We start from the raw sequence: 15,625 nt of genomic DNA, 5'->3' as shown, positions 1-15,625 counted from the left end.
CATGAAGTTGACCCTGCCCACCTGGCTGACGTTGTTGCGGATCGTGATGATCCCGGTGCTGGTGCTGGTGTTCTACCTGCCCTACACCTGGACCAACTTCGCTTCGGCGGCGATCTTCGGCCTGGCCGCGATCACTGACTGGCTCGATGGCTGGATCGCACGCCGTTACCAGCTGGAATCGGCCTTCGGCGCCTTCCTCGACCCGGTCGCGGACAAGCTGATGGTGGCGGTGGCGCTGTTCCTGATCGTGCAGGGTCACCCGACGCCGTGGATGGCGTTCTGGGCGGCAGTCATCGTCGGCCGTGAAATTGCGGTATCGGCGCTGCGCGAATGGATGGCCGAGCTGGGCCAGCGCGCCAAGGTGCGCGTGGCGATGATCGGCAAGGTCAAGACCACGGCGCAGATGGTCGCGCTGCTCTGCCTGCTGTATTCGGTGGCACCGAACGTGCCGGTGGAAGACATCTGGATGGGCTGGCCGGTGTTCCACATCGGCGACTGGACCCTGGCGATCGCCGCGGTGCTGACCCTGTGGTCGGGCCTGCAGTACCTGCACGCCGCCTGGCCGAGCCTGCGCGATGACGAGCGCGCTGCGCGCGAGCGTGCGCGGCAGAAGAAGCTGGGCAACTGAGCGCCGGGGTAGGATCCCTTTCCGCAGGAAAGGGCTCTGACCACATCGATGCGCCTATCCACGCATGGCGTGGATCTACTCGACGCGCTGGACGGATCTACGGTAATGCCCCATCCACGCATGGCGTGGATCTACTGGAAATGCCGCATCGACGGATGATGCGGATCCATCGGTTTGCGGGGATGCCATGGTAGATCCACGCCATGCGTGGATACGCGGTGCAAGGCGCCTCGCAGACCCTGAGAAAAAGCGCTTGACGCCATTCTTGGAATAGGTAAAATTTCGCCTCCCAAGCGGGAATAGCTCAGTTGGTAGAGCGCAACCTTGCCAAGGTTGAGGTCGCGAGTTCGAGTCTCGTTTCCCGCTCCAGATTCAAAAAAAGCGCTCCCGTAAGGGGGCGTTTTTCGTTTGCGTCCAACGCGCTTCATTGCCACTTCACCGTCGCCCCATCGCCCCACCACATGAAGGTTGGATGCTGCATCCTTCGTTCCAAGGGTGACGCCGCGATGCCTCATCAATCCTCCGCCTACGACCACGACGTGGTCATCGTCGGCGCCAGTTTCGCCGGTGCCGCCTGTGCGTTGGCTGCTGTCCAATATGGACTGCGCGTGTGCGTACTCGAACGCAAGGCAGATCCCGGCGAGCGCCTGCACACCACCGGCATTGTGGTGAAGGAAGCGATGGAGCAGACCTGGCTGGGGCGCATGCCCGAACACCTGGTGCAACGCGTTGCCAATGTGCGCCTGTATGCGCCGAACCTGCGCAGCCTGTTGTTGGCCGCGCCGGGCTATTACTTCCTCACTACCGATACGCCGAACCTGATGCGCTGGCTAGCCAGCGAGCTGCGCGCGAACGGTGTCGACCTTCGCCTGCAGCAGTCCTTCACCGACGCCCATCGCAGTGGTGACGGCTGGCAGGTGGAAGGGGCAGGGCGGTGCGCCTACCTGGTCGGCGCCGATGGCGCACGCTCACGCGTTGCCCAGCGCACCGGCCTCGGCCAGGTGCGTGACAACCTCTACGGCGTCGAACGTGAGTTCGCCGGCCTCCAGTTGCCGCAGAGCGACGCACTCCATTGCTTCGTCAGCAAGCGCTTTGCACCGGGTTACATCGGCTGGGTCGCACAGAACCCGACCGGGCTGCAGGTCGGCTTGGCGCTGCGCCATGACCCGAACCAGGTGCGGCCGCCTGATATCGATGGCTTTCTTGAGCACGTGCGCGATGTGGTCGGCATTCCGCCTTCGGCGCGTCCCTCGGCCACCCGCGCAGGGCTGGTGCCCTGCGGCCGGCCGGATGGGCCGTTCACCGGCCAACGCGTGATCCTGACCGGCGACGCGGCGGGCATCGTCTCACCACTGTCCGCCGGAGGCATCCATTCCTCGTGGCGGCACGGCTGGGCGGTCGGCGAGGCGATTGCCCGCCATCTGCGTGGGCAAGGGCCGGAAGCGGAACGGGTGGCGCGGCAGGTGGCGCCGGCATTCCATGGCAAGCGCCTGCTGCGCTGGGCGATGGATCATCTGCAGGCCGACTGGCCGCTCAACGCACTGCTGCACACGGCGACCACGCGGCGCATCGCTGAGCAGGTCTACTTCCATCGCCGTGGCCTGCGAACCTGAGGTATCGGTCCTGGGGGCCTGAACGCCGCCCCACAATGCACGCGAAAATTCCTGTTGACGCCGTGCAGCAATATCGACACAATAGCGCTCCTTCGACGCAGGTCGAACGGAATCTGCGGGAATAGCTCAGTTGGTAGAGCGCAACCTTGCCAAGGTTGAGGTCGCGAGTTCGAGTCTCGTTTCCCGCTCCAGATTCAAGAAAACGCTCCCGAAAGGGGGCGTTTTTCGTTTGTCACACCGGTTGCACCACTGCCGCGCTAGCGTGCCTTGCCGGGCAGGGCGCTGCACCAGGTCCGGGCATCCTGCCGGTCGAAACCGGGGCAGCGGTTGTCCCGCCGGATGTAGACGTAGGGCACGTCGTCTTCGTAGGTGAAGTGGTAGTAGTAGGTCCGGTCCTTTCCGTACAACCAGTAGTTCGACGAGCCCTGGTTGATGGCATATGGCTCGAACGTGAAGATCGAAGATTCACGAGGGATGAAGTTGCTGCGCTCCATCAGTAGCAGCGTGGCGTTCGAGACCAGTGGGGTGGTCAGGACGAGCACGATCACACCGACAGTCGCTGTCGTGATCGAGCCAATCAGCAGCCAGCGGCGGGGGCGTTTCACGGTCGGGCAGCATCGAAGCAAGACAATGCCGCAATGTGCAATACGCTGTGAAAGTCGTCCAGTGTTCCGTGCCGGGAACGCATTGAAAGCGTAGTGAAAGACTGGGTCGGCGTTGCCTGAACCGCACGCGTGCTGTGACCTTTTTCGGACGATTTCTCCATGTTCGCTCCACAATCGCACGGTAGCCTTCATGCTCCTTCTACACGTTGGCGGGCTGGTGGTCAGGCGTATCACTTCAGTGGCAGTGCCCAAGGCCGGGCACGGACTCTCCCTGCATGCAGTGCTGCGCCCTGGTGCGTTGTTGGCAAGCCTGGCCCTGGCCGGTTGCATGTCGGTGCCTGTTCCGGACCTGCCTGACCGCACGCCCAGCACCTGGACCCAGGTGCCGCAGGGCCAGGGCGTGGCAGTGGATGCCAGACAGTGGTGGAAAGTGCTGTCCGACCCGGCACTGGATGGCCTGGTCGACCAGGCCATCGCCGGCAATCTGGACCTGCAGCAGGCTACGCTGCGCCTGCAGGCCGTTCGGATCGTCGCCGGCACTTCCGACTCGCGTTTCCTGCCGGAAATCTCGGCCAGCGCCAAGCAGGTGCAGGACGCCGCCGCCGTCGATACCTACTTCCATGCCGGCATCGAAGCGATCTGGGACCTGGGCCTGTTCGGTGCCGCCGAGAGCGCGCAGTTGAGCGCGCAGGCTTCGGCCGGCAATGCCGAGGCGCTGCGCAATGCCGCGCAGGTGGCGGTGATTGCCGACGTGGTGCGCAGCTATCTGGACCTGACCGTTGCACAGGCCCAGCAGGACCTGCTGGCCCGCCAGCAATCGGTGGATGACCGCGGCGAGCACCTGGCCCTGGTCCGCCAGCGCCTGCGCCTGGATGAGCCTGGCGAACTGGATCGCCTGCGTGCACGCCAGGCCGCCACCCACGCCGCCATCGCACAAGCCCGGGAAAACGCCGACAACGCCGCCCGTGCGCTGGCATTGTTGCTGGGCCGTGATGGCCCGGATCCGGCTTGGCGCGCCTATCGCTCGCCGCCGAAGCTGGGCACGTTCTCGCTGCAGCAGGTACCGGCCGATCTGCTGCGCCACCGCCCGCAAATTCTGCTGGCCGAATCTGAAGTGATGCAGGCCGCGGCGAGCAAGGGCTCCGCACGTGCCGCGATGTATCCGCGGGTCAGTCTTGGTGGCTCGATCCTGTACGCCTACAACCTCACCCAGAACGCCCGCTCCAACTCCGATTCCAGTCCGTCGATCGGCCCGTACGTCGATATCCCGCTGTGGGATTGGGGCCAGCGCCGCGCGCGCTTCAATGCCGATGAAAAGCAGCTGGATGCTGCACTGCTCGGTTACCGCAAGGCGGTACTGGAAGGCGTGAGCGAAGTGGAGGGCGCGCTGGGCAGCCTGGCGCGCCAGGACAGCAGCATTCAGTCGCTGCGTGCGGCCAATGATGCCGCCGGCCAGCAGGTCAAGCGCCAAGCGCGGCAGGTGCAGCTGGGCCTGTCCAGCGAGTTCGATGGACTGGATACGCAGCGTGCCGCGCTCGCCTCGCAGGCTGATCTGATCGGTGCGCAGGGCGCACGCGTGCTCGCGTTTGCTTCGCTGTACCGCGCGCTTGGCGGTGCACCGCTGCCGGCTGAGGGTGAGGGCGAACAGCAATGATCGCGCTGGCCCGCAAGACCCTGGCCTATGAGTGGCGCCGGTTTCTGCCGGTAGTGCTGGCGATGTGCTTTGCCGGCGTGCTGCTGATCGTGCAGGCGGCGCTGGTGCTGGGTATCTTCGGTACCGCCGCGATCTACGTGAAGGCATCGTCGGCTGATATCTGGGCCGGTTTCCCCGGCACCCAGAGCGTGAACTACGGCCATGCAATCAGTGCGGATGTGGAAAGCCACCTGCGCATGGATCCGGATGTCACCCGCGTCGAACCCTACGAATGGGTCGATGGCGAATGGCGTTCCAGCGCGCAGGGTACCGGCAACGTGTCGGTGTACCTGTCCGGCATCTCCACCCAAGGCGACGCGATGATGTTCGCGCGCATCCTGCCCGCCGACCTGCGCGCGCAGCTGCGCGAGCCGGGCGCGGTGATCGTCGACAGCGCCGATCTGGATACGCTGGGCGTGGACCTGCAGAACAACCGTGCCTGGATCAACGGCAAGGCAGTGCGTGTGGTTGCCGCACAGCCGGGCCTGCGTGGCCTCGGTGGCGTCAACGTGCTGGCCTCGCTGGATACCGCGCGTGCCATCGCCGGTACCGACCCGCATGAAGGCAGTACCTATTTCGTGGCGGGCCTGCGCTCGCCGGACCTGGCCAGCGGCGTACGTGATCGTCTGGCCGCGTCGATGGGGCAGGCCACGCCTGTCGAGTTCTGGACCGCACCGGAGTTCGCCAGCCGCTCGCAGCAGTACTGGCTGTTCGATACCGGTGCCGGCATCGCAGTGTTGTTCATGGCCGTCATCGTCTGCTTTGTTGGCGCGGTGATCACCAACCAGTCGTTTGCTTCGGTGGTGGCCGGTTCGGTGCGCGAGTACGCCACGCTCAATGCACTTGGTGCCGGGCGCTATGCGCTGGCGCGGGTGGTGTTCGAGCAGGCACTGTTGATCGGCGGCGTGGGCATGTTGTTGGCGGCGGCCTTCAGTACCGTGGTGTTGCTGATCGCGCAGACCCAGCGCGTACCGGTGCAGCTGACGCCGATGGTCATCATCGGCTGCGTGGCCCTGGTCGCGGTGATGGCCATGCTGTCGAGCATCATGGCGGTGCGCAGTGTCGTCCGCTCCGATCCTTCGTTGCTGCTGCGTTGAGGACCGGCTGATGACTTCTACACGCGCCGTCGCCCCGACCCTCCAGGCCGACGCATTGGAAAAAGGTTTCATGTCCGGCGATGTACAGGTGCCGGTGCTGCGCGGCCTGTCGCTGGACATCTATCCCGGAGAGCTGACCCTGGTGTCCGGTCCGTCCGGTTGCGGCAAGAGCACGCTGCTGTCGTTGCTGTCTGGGTTGTCTGCGCCCGATGGCGGCCGCGTGCACGCACTCGGGCAGGATGTGGGCCACATGACGCGCAGTGAAGTGGAGCGCTTCCGCCTGCACCATGTCGGCTTCGTGTTCCAGGGCTTCAATCTGTTCCCGGCACTGACCGCACTGGAACAGGTGCAGCTGCCGCTGGGCTATCGCGGCATGAGCAATCGCGAAAGTGAACCGCTGGCGCGCAAGGCATTGGATGAGGTCGGCCTCAGCCACCGCAGCCACATGCGACCGGCGCAGTTGTCCGGTGGCGAGAAGCAGCGTGTGGCCGTCGCGCGCGCCTTCGCCAAGTCGCCGACGCTGATCTTCGCCGACGAACCGACCAGTGCGCTGGATGCCGAGAATGGCCAGCGCGTGATCGACATCCTGCATCGCTACGCACGTGCGCATGGCGCCACCGTGCTGTGCGTGAGCCACGATCCGCGCCTGATCCGGCATGCCGATCGGGTGATCGCCATGGAAGACGGCATGGTCCGTGATGACCGCCGCCAGAACGAAACTGTAGAGTCCGCCCCATGACCAAGACGTCGCACCTGCTTCCCCTCAGCCTGGCCCTGTCCGTGGCATTGCTGCTCGGCGCCTGTTCCAAAGAGGCGCCCGCCCAAGCATCCGCCGGTAAGGCCAGCACTGCTGCCGCCGACAAGGTTGCGGTCGCGCGCGGCATCATCGACGTCGAGGGCGGTTTGATCGCGCTGGCACCGCCGGTGGATGGCTCGATCACTGCCGCGCCGGTGAAGGAGGGCGCCACGGTGAAGAAGGGACAGCTGCTGCTGTCGCTGGATGGCGCCCTGCTGCAGCAGGAGGTGGCGATGGCCACTGCCGATCTCGCCTTGGCCAATGACCGTCTGAAGGGCAGCCAGGCGCAGCTGCGCGAACTGGAGCGCAATGCGACTCGCCTGTCCACCGGCGCCAGCGAAGGCGTGTTGTCCAACCAGCAGGCCGATGCAGCCAAGCAGCAACTGGCCGGTGTGCGCGCCGATGTCGACGTGGCCGGTGCGCAGGTCGACATGGCCCAGCACAAGCTGGAACACGCCAGACTGAAACTGCAGCAGATGTCGCTGAGCGCGCCGGAAGCCGGCACCGTGGTCGGCCAGGTGCCGGGCCTCGGCGCATTCGTGCAGGCTGGCAAGCCTGCGATCTCGCTGCTGCCGGCCCGCCCGCTGCAGGTGCGTGCAGAACTGAGCTCCGCCTATGCCGATGCCGTGCAGGTGGGCATGAAGGCCACCGTCGTGCCGGACAGCGATGGCGCCGAGAACACCGGCTCACTGCCACCCGCGCGCGTGGTGCGCATCAGTCCGGTGTTCGCGCAGGCACGCTTGCCCGAAGACGCGGGGCGTGGCGTGGCCAAGGTGGTGGAGTGTGTGCTGGAGTTCGACGGCGAGGCCAAGGCGCGCTTCGGCCAGCATGTGCGGGTGGAGTTCCGGAAGTAGGCCTAGCGCTTCAGTGGGGCCGCCTCCGCACGTCCTCGGCGCCTGAGCGCCCGCCATGCACTCACCGCTGACACCACGCACAGCGCCAGCAGCAGTCCCACGTCCAGCAGCAGCAACCAGAGCAGGTGCATGCCGTGCACCGGTGGCTGATGCATGGCCGACAGCATCCACGGTACCGACCACGCCAGCAGCAGAACGAAGGCAATCAACAGGCGCAGCCACAGTCGCTTCAGTTTCCATGGCCGCACGATCAAGGCGGCCACGACCAGTTCAACCGTGCCCAGCAACGCGAACACGATGACAGTGCTGGTCGGGTAGGGCAGCTCGGCGCCTTCCAGGCGGTGCAGCAACCAGTAGTCCGGGGTGAAGCCGGCATTGACCAGCGCAGCGATCAACGCCAGCCAGGTCAGCGCGACTAGCAGCCAGAACAGGCGGATGTAACGTCTAGGCATCGGCGGTGTCCATGGTAGCGGGCAGGCGGCTGCGTGATGCATAGCACACCGATGTGGCGATCGCGGCCAGCGCCAGCAGGCCAGGCCCGACAGTGAAGTACAGCAGGCGCAGCGGGTGGTTGTGCATCAGCGTCCAGGTCGCGAACGTCAGCGGAACCGCCAGCACCAACAGCTTGGCGAACAGCGGCCGCAGCACCGCAATCAGTGGCTGGGCGCCGAGGAACATATGGAACAGATGGAACTGGGCGATGCCAAGGCCGATGTCGCGATGCGAGGTGAAGCCGAAATTGTCGCGATACCAGTTCATTCCCAGCGGAATCAGTGCCCAGTACAGCAGCGCTACTACCAGATGCAGCAGCAGGGCGATCAACAGGGGCTTGCCGCGAAGGAACATGGGCGCACGGGGTTGGGCGGGGCAGCGTACCCCAGTGCGGACGCCCATGACCGCATCGTGTGAAGACTGTTGACGGCGTGAAGGAATTTGGACACAATAGCGCTCCTTCGACGCAGGTCGAACGGAATCTGCGGGAATAGCTCAGTTGGTAGAGCGCAACCTTGCCAAGGTTGAGGTCGCGAGTTCGAGTCTCGTTTCCCGCTCCAGATTCTACAGGGCCCCGGTAGGGGCCTTGTTTTTCTCCCGCCACGGCAAGGCGGGGCACGTTGGGCCACAAGGCTTTACGCGCAGTCAGAAAAGTGAAATCGCTGGTGTGTGTTCCGGATTTCCGGTACCATGGCGGCTTACGCGGGAATAGCTCAGTTGGTAGAGCGCAACCTTGCCAAGGTTGAGGTCGCGAGTTCGAGTCTCGTTTCCCGCTCCATGCTCCGACAGGCCCCATCATGGGGTTTTGTCTTGTCAGGGCTCCGTTCCTGGCGCGAAGTACGTTGGCCTCATGGCAGAGTGGCTATGCACCGGATTGCAAATCCGTTTACAGCGGTTCGATTCCGCTTGAGGCCTCCAATTGAAAAGCCCTGACCTCGGTCAGGGCTTTTTTTTGTTTGCCTGGATACCGGCACGCGCCCGGATCGATACCCGCTACAGCCGGGCCAGCGCCTGCACCGTGGCCTGGGTCAGCGGCTGGGGCAGAGCATTCAGCGCGAACCAGCCCAGCCCGATCTGAACCCCCGGCTCCTGGATGGAGGCCTCGGCACCCGCAGCTGCCCGAGCCTCGAAGATCGGCGCGACCCAGTGCTGCGCAAGCGCAGGCTCGAAATGATCGGCCACGCACAGCAGGCGCAGCAGCGTCACTTCCAACGCCGTCTCCTCGCGAGTTTCGCGGACCACGGCAGCCTCCACCGTTTCCATCCAGTCGACTTTGCCCCCGGGCAGGCCCCAGTGCCCGCGCTCCGGATCGCGTCCGCGCTGGATCAGCAGGATGCGGCCGTCGGCATCACGGACGACGACGCCGCATCCAACGCGGGGAATCTGCAGTTCAGTCATGGCGGAGAGTGAAGAAGGAGCTGTCTTCATTCTCGCATGCACGCCGTATCAGGCGAACCCGCGCTAGGCTGGGCACTTGTGCATCAGCAACCTCACAGGTGTGTCGCATGCTTCTCCGGCAACTCGGCGCTGACGACGCCGATATTCTCTGGCAAGCACGGTTGCAGGCCCTTCGCGAGTCGCCTGCGGCGTTCCTGTCCACGCTGGCCGAGGCGCAGAATGACTCGGCGGACGTGATGCGCGCCCAGCTTGGCGATCCTGGTACGCGCTACTTCGGCACGTTCGTTGACGGCATGCTGGTGGGTTTCCTGCGTTACGTACGCCCGGTGCGGATGGCGCGACGGCATACGGCGGAAGTGCACAGTGTCCATGTGGGTGCTGGCCATCGAGGCCAGGGTATCGCCCGTCAGCTTCTTCTTGCCGCGTTCGCGGCTGCGCGCGCGGAAGGCATCGAATCGCTCACTCTCACGGTGCTGGCGGACAACGCCGCCGCGCGCGCGCTGTATGAATCGCTGGGTTTCACCGAATCCGGCGTCGAGCCACGCGCGGTGAAGCGCGACGGCCGCTATGTGGACATGGTGTCGTACTGGATTTCAGTGACCAGCCACCCACCATCGCCGGCACCTTGAATCACCCGCTCTACGCCGGATCGTGGACCGGCGTCTGCGCGCGGAAGTTGCGCCCGACTGGTTCACCCACGCTCAGGTAGTGGCGGAACAGATAGATCAACGGTTTCCAGTGGGCGACATCGATGTGCTGGGTGCCAGCCACGGTGATCGCTTCGTGCGCATGCACGCAACGGATCCGTCCTTCGACGATCACGAAGCCCTGACCGTCATCCTCGCCGGGCGGGTGCATCGCCATCACGCTGACTTCCACCTGCAGCGGGCACTCGGCAATCGCCTCTGGTGCGACGTGCGTCGAGGCGACCGCACTGAAGCCTCCCAGCGCGTACTTGTCGCGGACGTGCACGTAGCCCATCGCCTGTTTGGCAGTGGGCACCGGATCGCAGCCTGTCGCGCGCGCGATGGCCTCGACCTGTGCGGCCTGCGCGGAGGATGGGAAGTTCAGTACGCACTCGTTGCGCAGCTGCAGGTTGCGATAGCCCTGACCCTGCACGCCGAGGCCCAGCACCACCCGGTTGCCCAGGGCCCAGAACGAAGACAACGGACTGATGTTGCTGCTGCCGTCGTCGTTCAGCGTGGTCATCAGCAACACAGGCGTGCCCGGGTACAGGACCGAAGGGGTGATGCGGCGGCGGGGAATCGGAGCGGTTTTCACGGCAGGCCTTGCACTATCGGGGTGGCCACTGTGCCGTGGCAGCGGGTGCCGACGCTTCGGCCTGCATCGAACTGTCGGCCTGCAACGGCGTGCCACAATGCGGGCATGGTCCACACCTCCGGTTCCCTTGTCAGCGTCGGTGCCCTGGTTGGCGACCAGGCGCGCGCATCCATGCTGCTGCAGTTGATGGATGGGCGTGCGTATACCGCGACGGAGCTGGCACGCGTGGCTGGGGTAACACCGCAGACGGCGAGCACGCATCTGCGCAGGCTGGTCGAGGGCGACCTGCTGGTCGCTGTCGCGCAGGGGCGCCATCGCTATCACCGGCTGGCCTCGCACGAAGTCGCCGACATGCTGGAGGGCATCCTGCGCGTTGCGGACCGCACGCCGTCCTGCACCGCTGAGGCATCACGCAGCATGCCGGCGTTGCGCCAGGCGCGTTCCTGCTACCGGCATCTGGCCGGTGTGCATGCGGTGGCGATCACCGACCGCTTGTTGCAGGCAGGGCACCTGGTCCCGCACCAGGCGCATTGGCGGGTGAGTGTGGAGGGCGCAGCGTTCCTGCAGGAGCTCGGCCAGCCGCTGGCTGAGCTGCTGCGGCTTCCCGTGACGGTCAAGCCTGCGCGCTACTGCCGAGGATGCCTGGACTGCACCGAGCGGCGCCCGCATCTGGCCGGGCTGGTCGGCGAGGCGATGCTGGACAGCTTCGTGAAGAACGATTGGCTTCGGCGGGTTGAGGGTCGACGCGAACTGCGCCTGACGCAGCCGGGGCGCGAAGCGCTGTGGACGCGGTTCGGCCTGGCGACATAAGGGCCCCTCCAGTCTCATTCGCCCACGACATGGCAAGGCGCTATGGTCGAGTTCCAAGTCTTAGGGAGCTGCAATGGCGAGCAAGGACATGAACGATCGCGGCACGCTGGCGGTATGCCGGCAATGAGCAAATCTTCTGTGGAAGTACGTTGGCTGACGTTCCGCCTGATGAACGGCCAGTCGATCGGACCGGATCGGCTGAAGGATGGATGGGTGATTGCTTCGGAGACCCGCCACTGTGGCGTGCGGCGTGAAGCCATCGAAGGCGCGGGCGTGGTCTACGCGCTGTATGCACCGGCCAACCTCGCCTCACCGCGGCGCGCGGAGATGCGCATGCGCGAATTCCTGATGAGCTCCGGCTACACCTTCACCATGGGTACGCTGGGCGGCTGACGCCGCCCTTTGGGGTCACGGGCGTACGGTCAGTGCCTGGCCGAGCATGCCGATCGGACCGCGCGCATCGTGCAGCACGGTGCTGGTCAAGCCGAGACCCTGGTGGCCAAACGACACCGACGTGTCGAAGCCCAGCCACTCGCCTTCGGGCATGCCGAACAGGTGCGCGGTCAGATCGAGGTTGGGGAAGGCGACCTCCTTCGGATCGGCGCGCACGGCCATGCCATTGGACAGATCGAACAGGGTGGCGGCACGGGCCAGCGGACTGACCGGCTCGCCGTCCAGCAGCGCGTGCTTCGCGTGCGCCCAGTAGGTGGCACGGCCGGGCCCCTGATCATGTCGGCGGATCTCCACACTCTTGATGAAACCGCCTGGCCAGACCGTACCCGGGTCCCACGCGGGCATTGATTCCGGCGGCGCAATGCCGGTGATCGGCGTGCCGGCGATGGCCTGCGTATCGTTCGGGCGCATCAGCCATGCACGCACGCGCAGCGCCGGGCGATCGTCATGGCGCAGTGTGGCTTCGACCAGTTCGATGGTGCGACCACCGCGCAGCACCTGTACGTCGGCCTCCATCGCTTCGATCGGAATGGTGCCGAGGATGTCGTAGGACAGGCGCGCGATCAGAAAACCGTGCCCACGCGCTGCGGCGTCACGTTCCAGGTGGTGCGCCAGCAGCCCGATCGCAGGTGCGATGTGTTGTTCGCGGATGTTCCAGGCGCCGCCCGTGTGTTCGGTCGGCAGGTAGCGGGTGTCGCTCAGTCGTTCGAAGAAGGCCATCGTATGCGTTGTGTCAGCAGGGAGGGGAGGCGGCAGATGCTGCGCGGGTCCCTGCATCGTAAGCGTTTGGCAGCGTGGCCGGCTGAGCCGGCTCCCGCAGGAGCCGGCCGGATGCCGGTCAGGAGGACTGGCAATCCATTTCGCGGCACATCTTGTACTGGGCCAGGCATTCTGCGGGTGTCTTGGCCAGTGGGCCTGAAGTTGCGCGCAGACAATATTCGTACTGCTGGCTGCAGAATTCACAGGGGCCTGCGGCGAAGGCCAGCCCGGTCACGGCCATGCCAAGGAACATCACGGTCTTCAAGGTCGTCTTGATCATCACGTCAGTCCTTTGTGTGCCCGTCAATGGGCCCGGCCACCATAGCAGTCCTTATGGCGCGCCCCTGATGCGCTGCGACACGTTGAGCTCAACGCTGGATTGCCTTCAAGGCGTCGACAACCTGTGCTTCAGAGAAGCCACAATGCCCTTCGCCCACCGGCGGCAGCACGCGCGGCAATGGTCGCGCGCCGGCCTGTGCGGCCATCTGCGGATACACCGCCTGCATGTGCGGCACGATGGTGGGATCGTTGTTGTTGAACTGGACCACCAGCGGTCGCTTCAACGCGCCGCTCAGTGCCAGCTTCGCGCGGACATCGGCCTGTGCCGCAGGCACGGGAGCGATGCGCTGCACGCCGGCATTGAACGCGGCGTCGTCACCGAATCCGCTGTACACCACACCAAGGTTGCCGGCCGGCATGCCGCCGCTGCGCGTGGCCAGTTCATGCAGGACCAGCGTGTGCAGGCTGATTGTCCCGGCTAGTGCATCCGGAGCGACCTGCAGTCGCTTGGCGAGCACGTCGGCATGCTGGGGATTCCGTTGCAGCGCGTCGGCGATGCCCTGATAGAGCACTCCCTGCGGCAGCACGGCCGCTTCATGCGAAGCCAGTCCGGTGGCCGGCAGGCCTGCAGCGTTGGGGAAAAAGTAATCGAAGGCGACCAGCGTGGTCAGCAGAGCTGCGGCGATCTGTTCGCCACTGAGATTGGCACCGCACAGCGAGACGCCGCCGGTGTAGTGCTGCGGGAAGCGTTCGAGGGTGCTGATGGTGACAGCGCCTCCCATTGAGAATCCGAGCATCCAGGTATGGCGAACACGCGTGAGTTCAATCAGGGCATGTTGGCGCAGGCCTTCCATGTCGGTGATCGCATCGGCCACCGCCCAGCCCTGGCTCGCATAGGCACTCTGCGCAACCGCGTAGCCCGCGGCAAGCAGTGGCGCGGTGCTGTCATTGGCCGTCATCGGCGTAGTACGCGGCGCGCCCACCGGTTCATAGCCATGGGCCAGCATCACCAGCTCCCCATTCCAGTTCGCCGGCACATCCAGCCGCCAGGGTGCGCCCTGCAGCTCGCCGCTGAGGGTACGCGGCGCTGGCGGCGGTGCAGCCAGCGATGTCATCCAAGGCATCAGGCAGAGGGCAAGCGCGTATCCAGGCAAGGGTCGCATCGTGGTCATTCCATGCGGGAATGGCGCCGAGCATAGATCCCCGCAAAACCTTGCGCGCGCTGCACTGCCGCAGGGGATTGCCCGCCGGCCAGGCTGCGCTCTACGCTGGCGGCATGGTCCTGCACAGCACCGCGTCGATTATCCGCATTCCCCACGGGAAGGCGGGATAGCGCGCGGTCGCCACGGCCATGCAACCCGCCCGGGAAGGCGGGTTGCATGCGGCGCTCTCCCGGGTACTGGAATCCATCAAGGAGAACGCAGATGCATCATCTTTCATCGACCGACAATGCGCCGATCCTGCACCTGGTGTGCGGCAAGATCGGTGCCGGCAAATCCACCCTGTCGCAGCAGCTGGCGGCGCAGCCACGTCACGTGCTGATCAGCGAGGACGCCTGGCTGGCCGCGCTGTATCCCGACCAGATCCATTCCGTTGCCGATTACCTGCAGCGCGCGGCCGCGCTGCGCGGAGCGCTGACGCGGCATGTATGCGCGATCCTGCGGGCCGGCGTTTCGGTCGTGCTCGACGTTCCGTTCAACACGCCGGCCGCCCGTGCATGGGGCCGCGAACTGTTCGAGTCGGCCGGTGTTGCCCACCAGCTGCATTTTCTCGATGTTGCCGACGCCATCTGCAAGGCGCGGCTGCATGCCCGCAACGCGCGCGGTGAGCACCCGTTCCAGCCCAGCGACGAAGCCTTCGAGCAGATCACCCGTCACTTCGTGGCACCTGCGCAGGAGGAGGGCTTCGTGGTGATCCGTCATTCACAGGAGGCTTGAGGGCGCGGAGAGGGCGGCGTTCAGTCGACCATTTCGGTGGTGATTCCGATACGATCTGTCGCATTGAGCTCGCCTCGCTTGACCCGGAGTCCCGTCATGGTCGACCGTCTCGCCATACTGCTTGAACGTTTTGCGGTGACCGCTTCGGTATTCCATGCCGGTGCGCTGTGCGGCATCAACACGCTGGAGGGCGAAGACGAGGCGGGCCAGCTGCACCTGGTGCGGCGCGGGCCGGTGCAGGTCAGCCACGGGCAGCAGACCGTGCAGGTCGAAGTGCCGAGCCTGCTGCTGTATCCGCGGCCGATGCCGCATCGATTCAGCACCGACCCGCAGCAGGGCGCCGACATGGCCTGCGCCAACCTGCATTTCGAGGGTGGCCGGCTCAATCCGATCAGCGCCGCGCTGCCTGATTTCATCTGCCTGCCGCTGGCCGATCTGTATGGCGGCAACGCGGCGCTGGAACTGCTGTTCGAAGAAGCGTTCGAGCAGCGTTGCGGGCGGGCGGCGATGGTCAACCGGCTGTTCGAGGTGGTGATGATCCAGGTGCTGCGCCAGCTGATGGAAGGCGGCGAGATGCGTGGCGGCCTGTTCGCCGGGCTGGGTCATCCGCGGCTGCGGTTGGCGCTGGTGGCGATGCATGAAGCGCCGGCGCAGGCGTGGACGCTGGAAGACCTGGCCGAAGTGGCCGGCATGTCACGCAGCGTGTTCGCCGCCAGCTTCCGCGAGGCGATGGGCACCACGCCGGGCCAGTACCTGCAGGGCTGGCGGGTGGGGTTGGCGCAGCAGGCACTGCGCCAGGGGCGGCCGCTGAAGCGGATTGCCGATGATGTGGGCTATGGCAGCGAAGCGGCGCTGTCGCGCGCGTTCAAGGCGCACACCGGGCAGTCGCCGCGGGAATGGCGGGGGCAGGCCCGTGCCAGTGCGGCCTGA

General features: G+C 65.6%; 19 protein-coding genes and 5 tRNA genes. 16 read left to right on the top strand and 8 right to left on the bottom strand.

The window, feature by feature from the left end; genetic code table 11:
* The first annotated feature begins 1 nt into the window (after position 1).
* The 4 genes from pgsA to R1L06_RS12375 all read left to right on the top strand — a co-directional run bounded on the left by pgsA (position 2) and on the right by R1L06_RS12375 (position 2,432).
* Positions 2 to 628 carry a CDP-diacylglycerol--glycerol-3-phosphate 3-phosphatidyltransferase gene (pgsA, locus tag R1L06_RS12390; RefSeq protein WP_012510614.1) on the top strand — a complete coding sequence of 209 codons (627 nt, stop codon included), beginning with the start codon at positions 2 to 4 and terminating at the stop codon, positions 626 to 628.
* Positions 629 to 921: 293 nt separating this feature from the next.
* Positions 922 to 997, top strand: a tRNA-Gly gene (locus R1L06_RS12385).
* A gap of 137 nt (positions 998 to 1,134) precedes the next feature.
* Positions 1,135 to 2,241: an NAD(P)/FAD-dependent oxidoreductase gene (locus R1L06_RS12380; RefSeq protein ID WP_317217840.1), complete on the top strand. Its 1,107-nt coding sequence runs from the start codon at positions 1,135 to 1,137 to the stop codon at positions 2,239 to 2,241.
* Positions 2,242 to 2,356: 115 nt separating this feature from the next.
* A tRNA-Gly gene (locus R1L06_RS12375) sits at positions 2,357 to 2,432 on the top strand.
* Positions 2,433 to 2,498: 66 nt separating this feature from the next.
* Here the strand turns inward: R1L06_RS12375 and R1L06_RS12370 are convergent.
* Positions 2,499 to 2,846, bottom strand: a complete 348-nt coding sequence (locus tag R1L06_RS12370; protein WP_317217839.1) for a hypothetical protein — start codon at positions 2,844 to 2,846, stop codon at positions 2,499 to 2,501.
* A gap of 190 nt (positions 2,847 to 3,036) precedes the next feature.
* Between R1L06_RS12370 and R1L06_RS12365 the strand changes: the two genes are divergently transcribed.
* From R1L06_RS12365 to R1L06_RS12350, 4 genes are read left to right on the top strand one after another with little or no spacing between them, the layout of a single operon-like run.
* Positions 3,037 to 4,500 (top strand): efflux transporter outer membrane subunit, encoded by a 1,464-nt coding sequence (locus R1L06_RS12365; RefSeq protein ID WP_317217838.1) that lies wholly within the window; start codon positions 3,037 to 3,039, stop codon positions 4,498 to 4,500.
* Positions 4,497 to 5,636 carry an ABC transporter permease gene (locus R1L06_RS12360; protein ID WP_317217837.1) on the top strand — a complete coding sequence of 380 codons (1,140 nt, stop codon included), beginning with the start codon at positions 4,497 to 4,499 and terminating at the stop codon, positions 5,634 to 5,636. The genes R1L06_RS12365 and R1L06_RS12360 overlap by 4 nt, the downstream gene beginning before the upstream one ends.
* Positions 5,637 to 5,646: 10 nt before the next feature.
* The gene (locus R1L06_RS12355; protein ID WP_004152366.1) at positions 5,647 to 6,375 is read left to right on the top strand and encodes an ABC transporter ATP-binding protein; all 729 of its coding nucleotides are present in this window, start codon (positions 5,647 to 5,649) and stop codon (positions 6,373 to 6,375) included.
* Entirely contained in the window at positions 6,372 to 7,286 is a 915-nt protein-coding gene (locus tag R1L06_RS12350; RefSeq protein ID WP_317217836.1) for an HlyD family secretion protein, read from the top strand. The genes R1L06_RS12355 and R1L06_RS12350 overlap by 4 nt, the downstream gene beginning before the upstream one ends.
* Positions 7,287 to 7,288: 2 nt before the next feature.
* Here R1L06_RS12350 and R1L06_RS12345 read toward each other — a convergent pair whose 3' ends face one another.
* Both R1L06_RS12345 and R1L06_RS12340 read right to left on the bottom strand, forming a co-directional pair.
* Positions 7,289 to 7,738, bottom strand: coding sequence for a hypothetical protein (locus R1L06_RS12345; RefSeq protein ID WP_317217835.1), 450 nt, complete (start codon positions 7,736 to 7,738; stop codon positions 7,289 to 7,291).
* A complete protein-coding gene (locus R1L06_RS12340) occupies positions 7,731 to 8,132 on the bottom strand; it encodes a hypothetical protein (RefSeq protein WP_107433538.1) in 402 nt (133 codons plus the stop codon). Before R1L06_RS12340 ends, R1L06_RS12345 begins: the two co-directional genes overlap by 8 nt.
* Positions 8,133 to 8,262: 130 nt before the next feature.
* On the opposite strand from R1L06_RS12340, the gene R1L06_RS12335 reads away from it, so the two are divergent.
* From R1L06_RS12335 to R1L06_RS12325, 3 genes are all read left to right on the top strand, one after another.
* Positions 8,263 to 8,338 (top strand) — tRNA-Gly (locus R1L06_RS12335).
* Positions 8,339 to 8,480: 142 nt separating this feature from the next.
* Positions 8,481 to 8,556, top strand: a tRNA-Gly gene (locus R1L06_RS12330).
* A 66-nt stretch (positions 8,557 to 8,622) separates the two neighbouring features.
* Positions 8,623 to 8,696, top strand: a tRNA-Cys gene (locus tag R1L06_RS12325).
* Between the two features lie 75 nt (positions 8,697 to 8,771).
* Here the strand turns inward: R1L06_RS12325 and R1L06_RS12320 are convergent.
* Positions 8,772 to 9,176 (bottom strand): NUDIX domain-containing protein, encoded by a 405-nt coding sequence (locus R1L06_RS12320; RefSeq protein WP_317217834.1) that lies wholly within the window; start codon positions 9,174 to 9,176, stop codon positions 8,772 to 8,774.
* A gap of 107 nt (positions 9,177 to 9,283) precedes the next feature.
* On the opposite strand from R1L06_RS12320, the gene R1L06_RS12315 reads away from it, so the two are divergent.
* Positions 9,284 to 9,805: a GNAT family N-acetyltransferase gene (locus R1L06_RS12315; protein WP_285301527.1), complete on the top strand. Its 522-nt coding sequence runs from the start codon at positions 9,284 to 9,286 to the stop codon at positions 9,803 to 9,805.
* Between the two features lie 10 nt (positions 9,806 to 9,815).
* Here the strand turns inward: R1L06_RS12315 and R1L06_RS12310 are convergent, their stop codons facing one another.
* Positions 9,816 to 10,457 (bottom strand): flavin reductase family protein, encoded by a 642-nt coding sequence (locus R1L06_RS12310; RefSeq protein WP_317217833.1) that lies wholly within the window; start codon positions 10,455 to 10,457, stop codon positions 9,816 to 9,818.
* A gap of 105 nt (positions 10,458 to 10,562) precedes the next feature.
* Here R1L06_RS12310 and R1L06_RS12305 point away from each other — a divergent pair, with 105 nt between their 5' ends.
* Together R1L06_RS12305 and R1L06_RS12300 are read left to right on the top strand one after the other, a co-directional pair.
* Complete coding sequence (locus R1L06_RS12305; RefSeq protein WP_049420989.1) at positions 10,563 to 11,267, top strand: ArsR/SmtB family transcription factor; 705 nt, start codon at positions 10,563 to 10,565, stop codon at positions 11,265 to 11,267.
* A 123-nt stretch (positions 11,268 to 11,390) separates the two neighbouring features.
* Positions 11,391 to 11,660, top strand: coding sequence for a hypothetical protein (locus R1L06_RS12300; protein ID WP_032128923.1), 270 nt, complete (start codon positions 11,391 to 11,393; stop codon positions 11,658 to 11,660).
* Positions 11,661 to 11,675: 15 nt separating this feature from the next.
* Here R1L06_RS12300 and R1L06_RS12295 read toward each other — a convergent pair whose 3' ends face one another.
* From R1L06_RS12295 to R1L06_RS12285, 3 genes are all read right to left on the bottom strand, one after another.
* A complete protein-coding gene (locus R1L06_RS12295; RefSeq protein WP_317217832.1) occupies positions 11,676 to 12,440 on the bottom strand; it encodes a thioesterase family protein in 765 nt (254 codons plus the stop codon).
* 118 nt (positions 12,441 to 12,558) lie between these two features.
* The gene (locus tag R1L06_RS12290) at positions 12,559 to 12,759 is read right to left on the bottom strand and encodes a hypothetical protein (protein ID WP_032128925.1); all 201 of its coding nucleotides are present in this window, start codon (positions 12,757 to 12,759) and stop codon (positions 12,559 to 12,561) included.
* A gap of 88 nt (positions 12,760 to 12,847) precedes the next feature.
* Positions 12,848 to 13,921, bottom strand: a complete 1,074-nt coding sequence (locus tag R1L06_RS12285; RefSeq protein ID WP_317217831.1) for an alpha/beta hydrolase family protein — start codon at positions 13,919 to 13,921, stop codon at positions 12,848 to 12,850.
* 261 nt (positions 13,922 to 14,182) lie between these two features.
* Between R1L06_RS12285 and R1L06_RS12280 the strand changes: the two genes are divergently transcribed.
* Entirely contained in the window at positions 14,183 to 14,695 is a 513-nt protein-coding gene (locus tag R1L06_RS12280; RefSeq protein ID WP_317217830.1) for a P-loop nucleotide/nucleoside kinase family protein, read from the top strand.
* A 96-nt stretch (positions 14,696 to 14,791) separates the two neighbouring features.
* Complete coding sequence (locus R1L06_RS12275; RefSeq protein ID WP_032128928.1) at positions 14,792 to 15,625, top strand: AraC family transcriptional regulator; 834 nt, start codon at positions 14,792 to 14,794, stop codon at positions 15,623 to 15,625.

The organism is Stenotrophomonas mexicanensis (assembly GCF_032911605.1).
Taxonomy (GTDB): domain Bacteria; phylum Pseudomonadota; class Gammaproteobacteria; order Xanthomonadales; family Xanthomonadaceae; genus Stenotrophomonas; species Stenotrophomonas maltophilia_A.
The sequence above is the reverse complement of the archived record's forward strand: the minus strand, read 5'-3'. Positions and strand labels throughout refer to the sequence as shown.

Excerpts from the sequence above, each read along its gene's own strand:
- pgsA (WP_012510614.1), top strand. The coding sequence starts at position 2 with ATGAAGTTGACCCTGCCCACCTGGCTGACGTTGTTGCGGATCGTGATG.
- R1L06_RS12380 (WP_317217840.1), top strand. The coding sequence starts at position 1,135 with ATGCCTCATCAATCCTCCGCCTACGACCACGACGTGGTCATCGTCGGC.
- R1L06_RS12365 (WP_317217838.1), top strand. The coding sequence starts at position 3,037 with ATGCTCCTTCTACACGTTGGCGGGCTGGTGGTCAGGCGTATCACTTCA.
- R1L06_RS12360 (WP_317217837.1), top strand. The coding sequence starts at position 4,497 with ATGATCGCGCTGGCCCGCAAGACCCTGGCCTATGAGTGGCGCCGGTTT.
- R1L06_RS12355 (WP_004152366.1), top strand. The coding sequence starts at position 5,647 with ATGACTTCTACACGCGCCGTCGCCCCGACCCTCCAGGCCGACGCATTG.
- R1L06_RS12350 (WP_317217836.1), top strand. The coding sequence starts at position 6,372 with ATGACCAAGACGTCGCACCTGCTTCCCCTCAGCCTGGCCCTGTCCGTG.
- R1L06_RS12345 (WP_317217835.1), bottom strand. The coding sequence starts at position 7,738 with ATGCCTAGACGTTACATCCGCCTGTTCTGGCTGCTAGTCGCGCTGACC.
- R1L06_RS12340 (WP_107433538.1), bottom strand. The coding sequence starts at position 8,132 with ATGTTCCTTCGCGGCAAGCCCCTGTTGATCGCCCTGCTGCTGCATCTG.
- R1L06_RS12320 (WP_317217834.1), bottom strand. The coding sequence starts at position 9,176 with ATGACTGAACTGCAGATTCCCCGCGTTGGATGCGGCGTCGTCGTCCGT.
- R1L06_RS12315 (WP_285301527.1), top strand. The coding sequence starts at position 9,284 with ATGCTTCTCCGGCAACTCGGCGCTGACGACGCCGATATTCTCTGGCAA.
- R1L06_RS12305 (WP_049420989.1), top strand. The coding sequence starts at position 10,563 with ATGGTCCACACCTCCGGTTCCCTTGTCAGCGTCGGTGCCCTGGTTGGC.
- R1L06_RS12300 (WP_032128923.1), top strand. The coding sequence starts at position 11,391 with ATGAGCAAATCTTCTGTGGAAGTACGTTGGCTGACGTTCCGCCTGATG.
- R1L06_RS12295 (WP_317217832.1), bottom strand. The coding sequence starts at position 12,440 with ATGGCCTTCTTCGAACGACTGAGCGACACCCGCTACCTGCCGACCGAA.
- R1L06_RS12290 (WP_032128925.1), bottom strand. The coding sequence starts at position 12,759 with ATGATCAAGACGACCTTGAAGACCGTGATGTTCCTTGGCATGGCCGTG.
- R1L06_RS12285 (WP_317217831.1), bottom strand. The coding sequence starts at position 13,921 with ATGCGACCCTTGCCTGGATACGCGCTTGCCCTCTGCCTGATGCCTTGG.
- R1L06_RS12280 (WP_317217830.1), top strand. The coding sequence starts at position 14,183 with ATGCATCATCTTTCATCGACCGACAATGCGCCGATCCTGCACCTGGTG.
- R1L06_RS12275 (WP_032128928.1), top strand. The coding sequence starts at position 14,792 with ATGGTCGACCGTCTCGCCATACTGCTTGAACGTTTTGCGGTGACCGCT.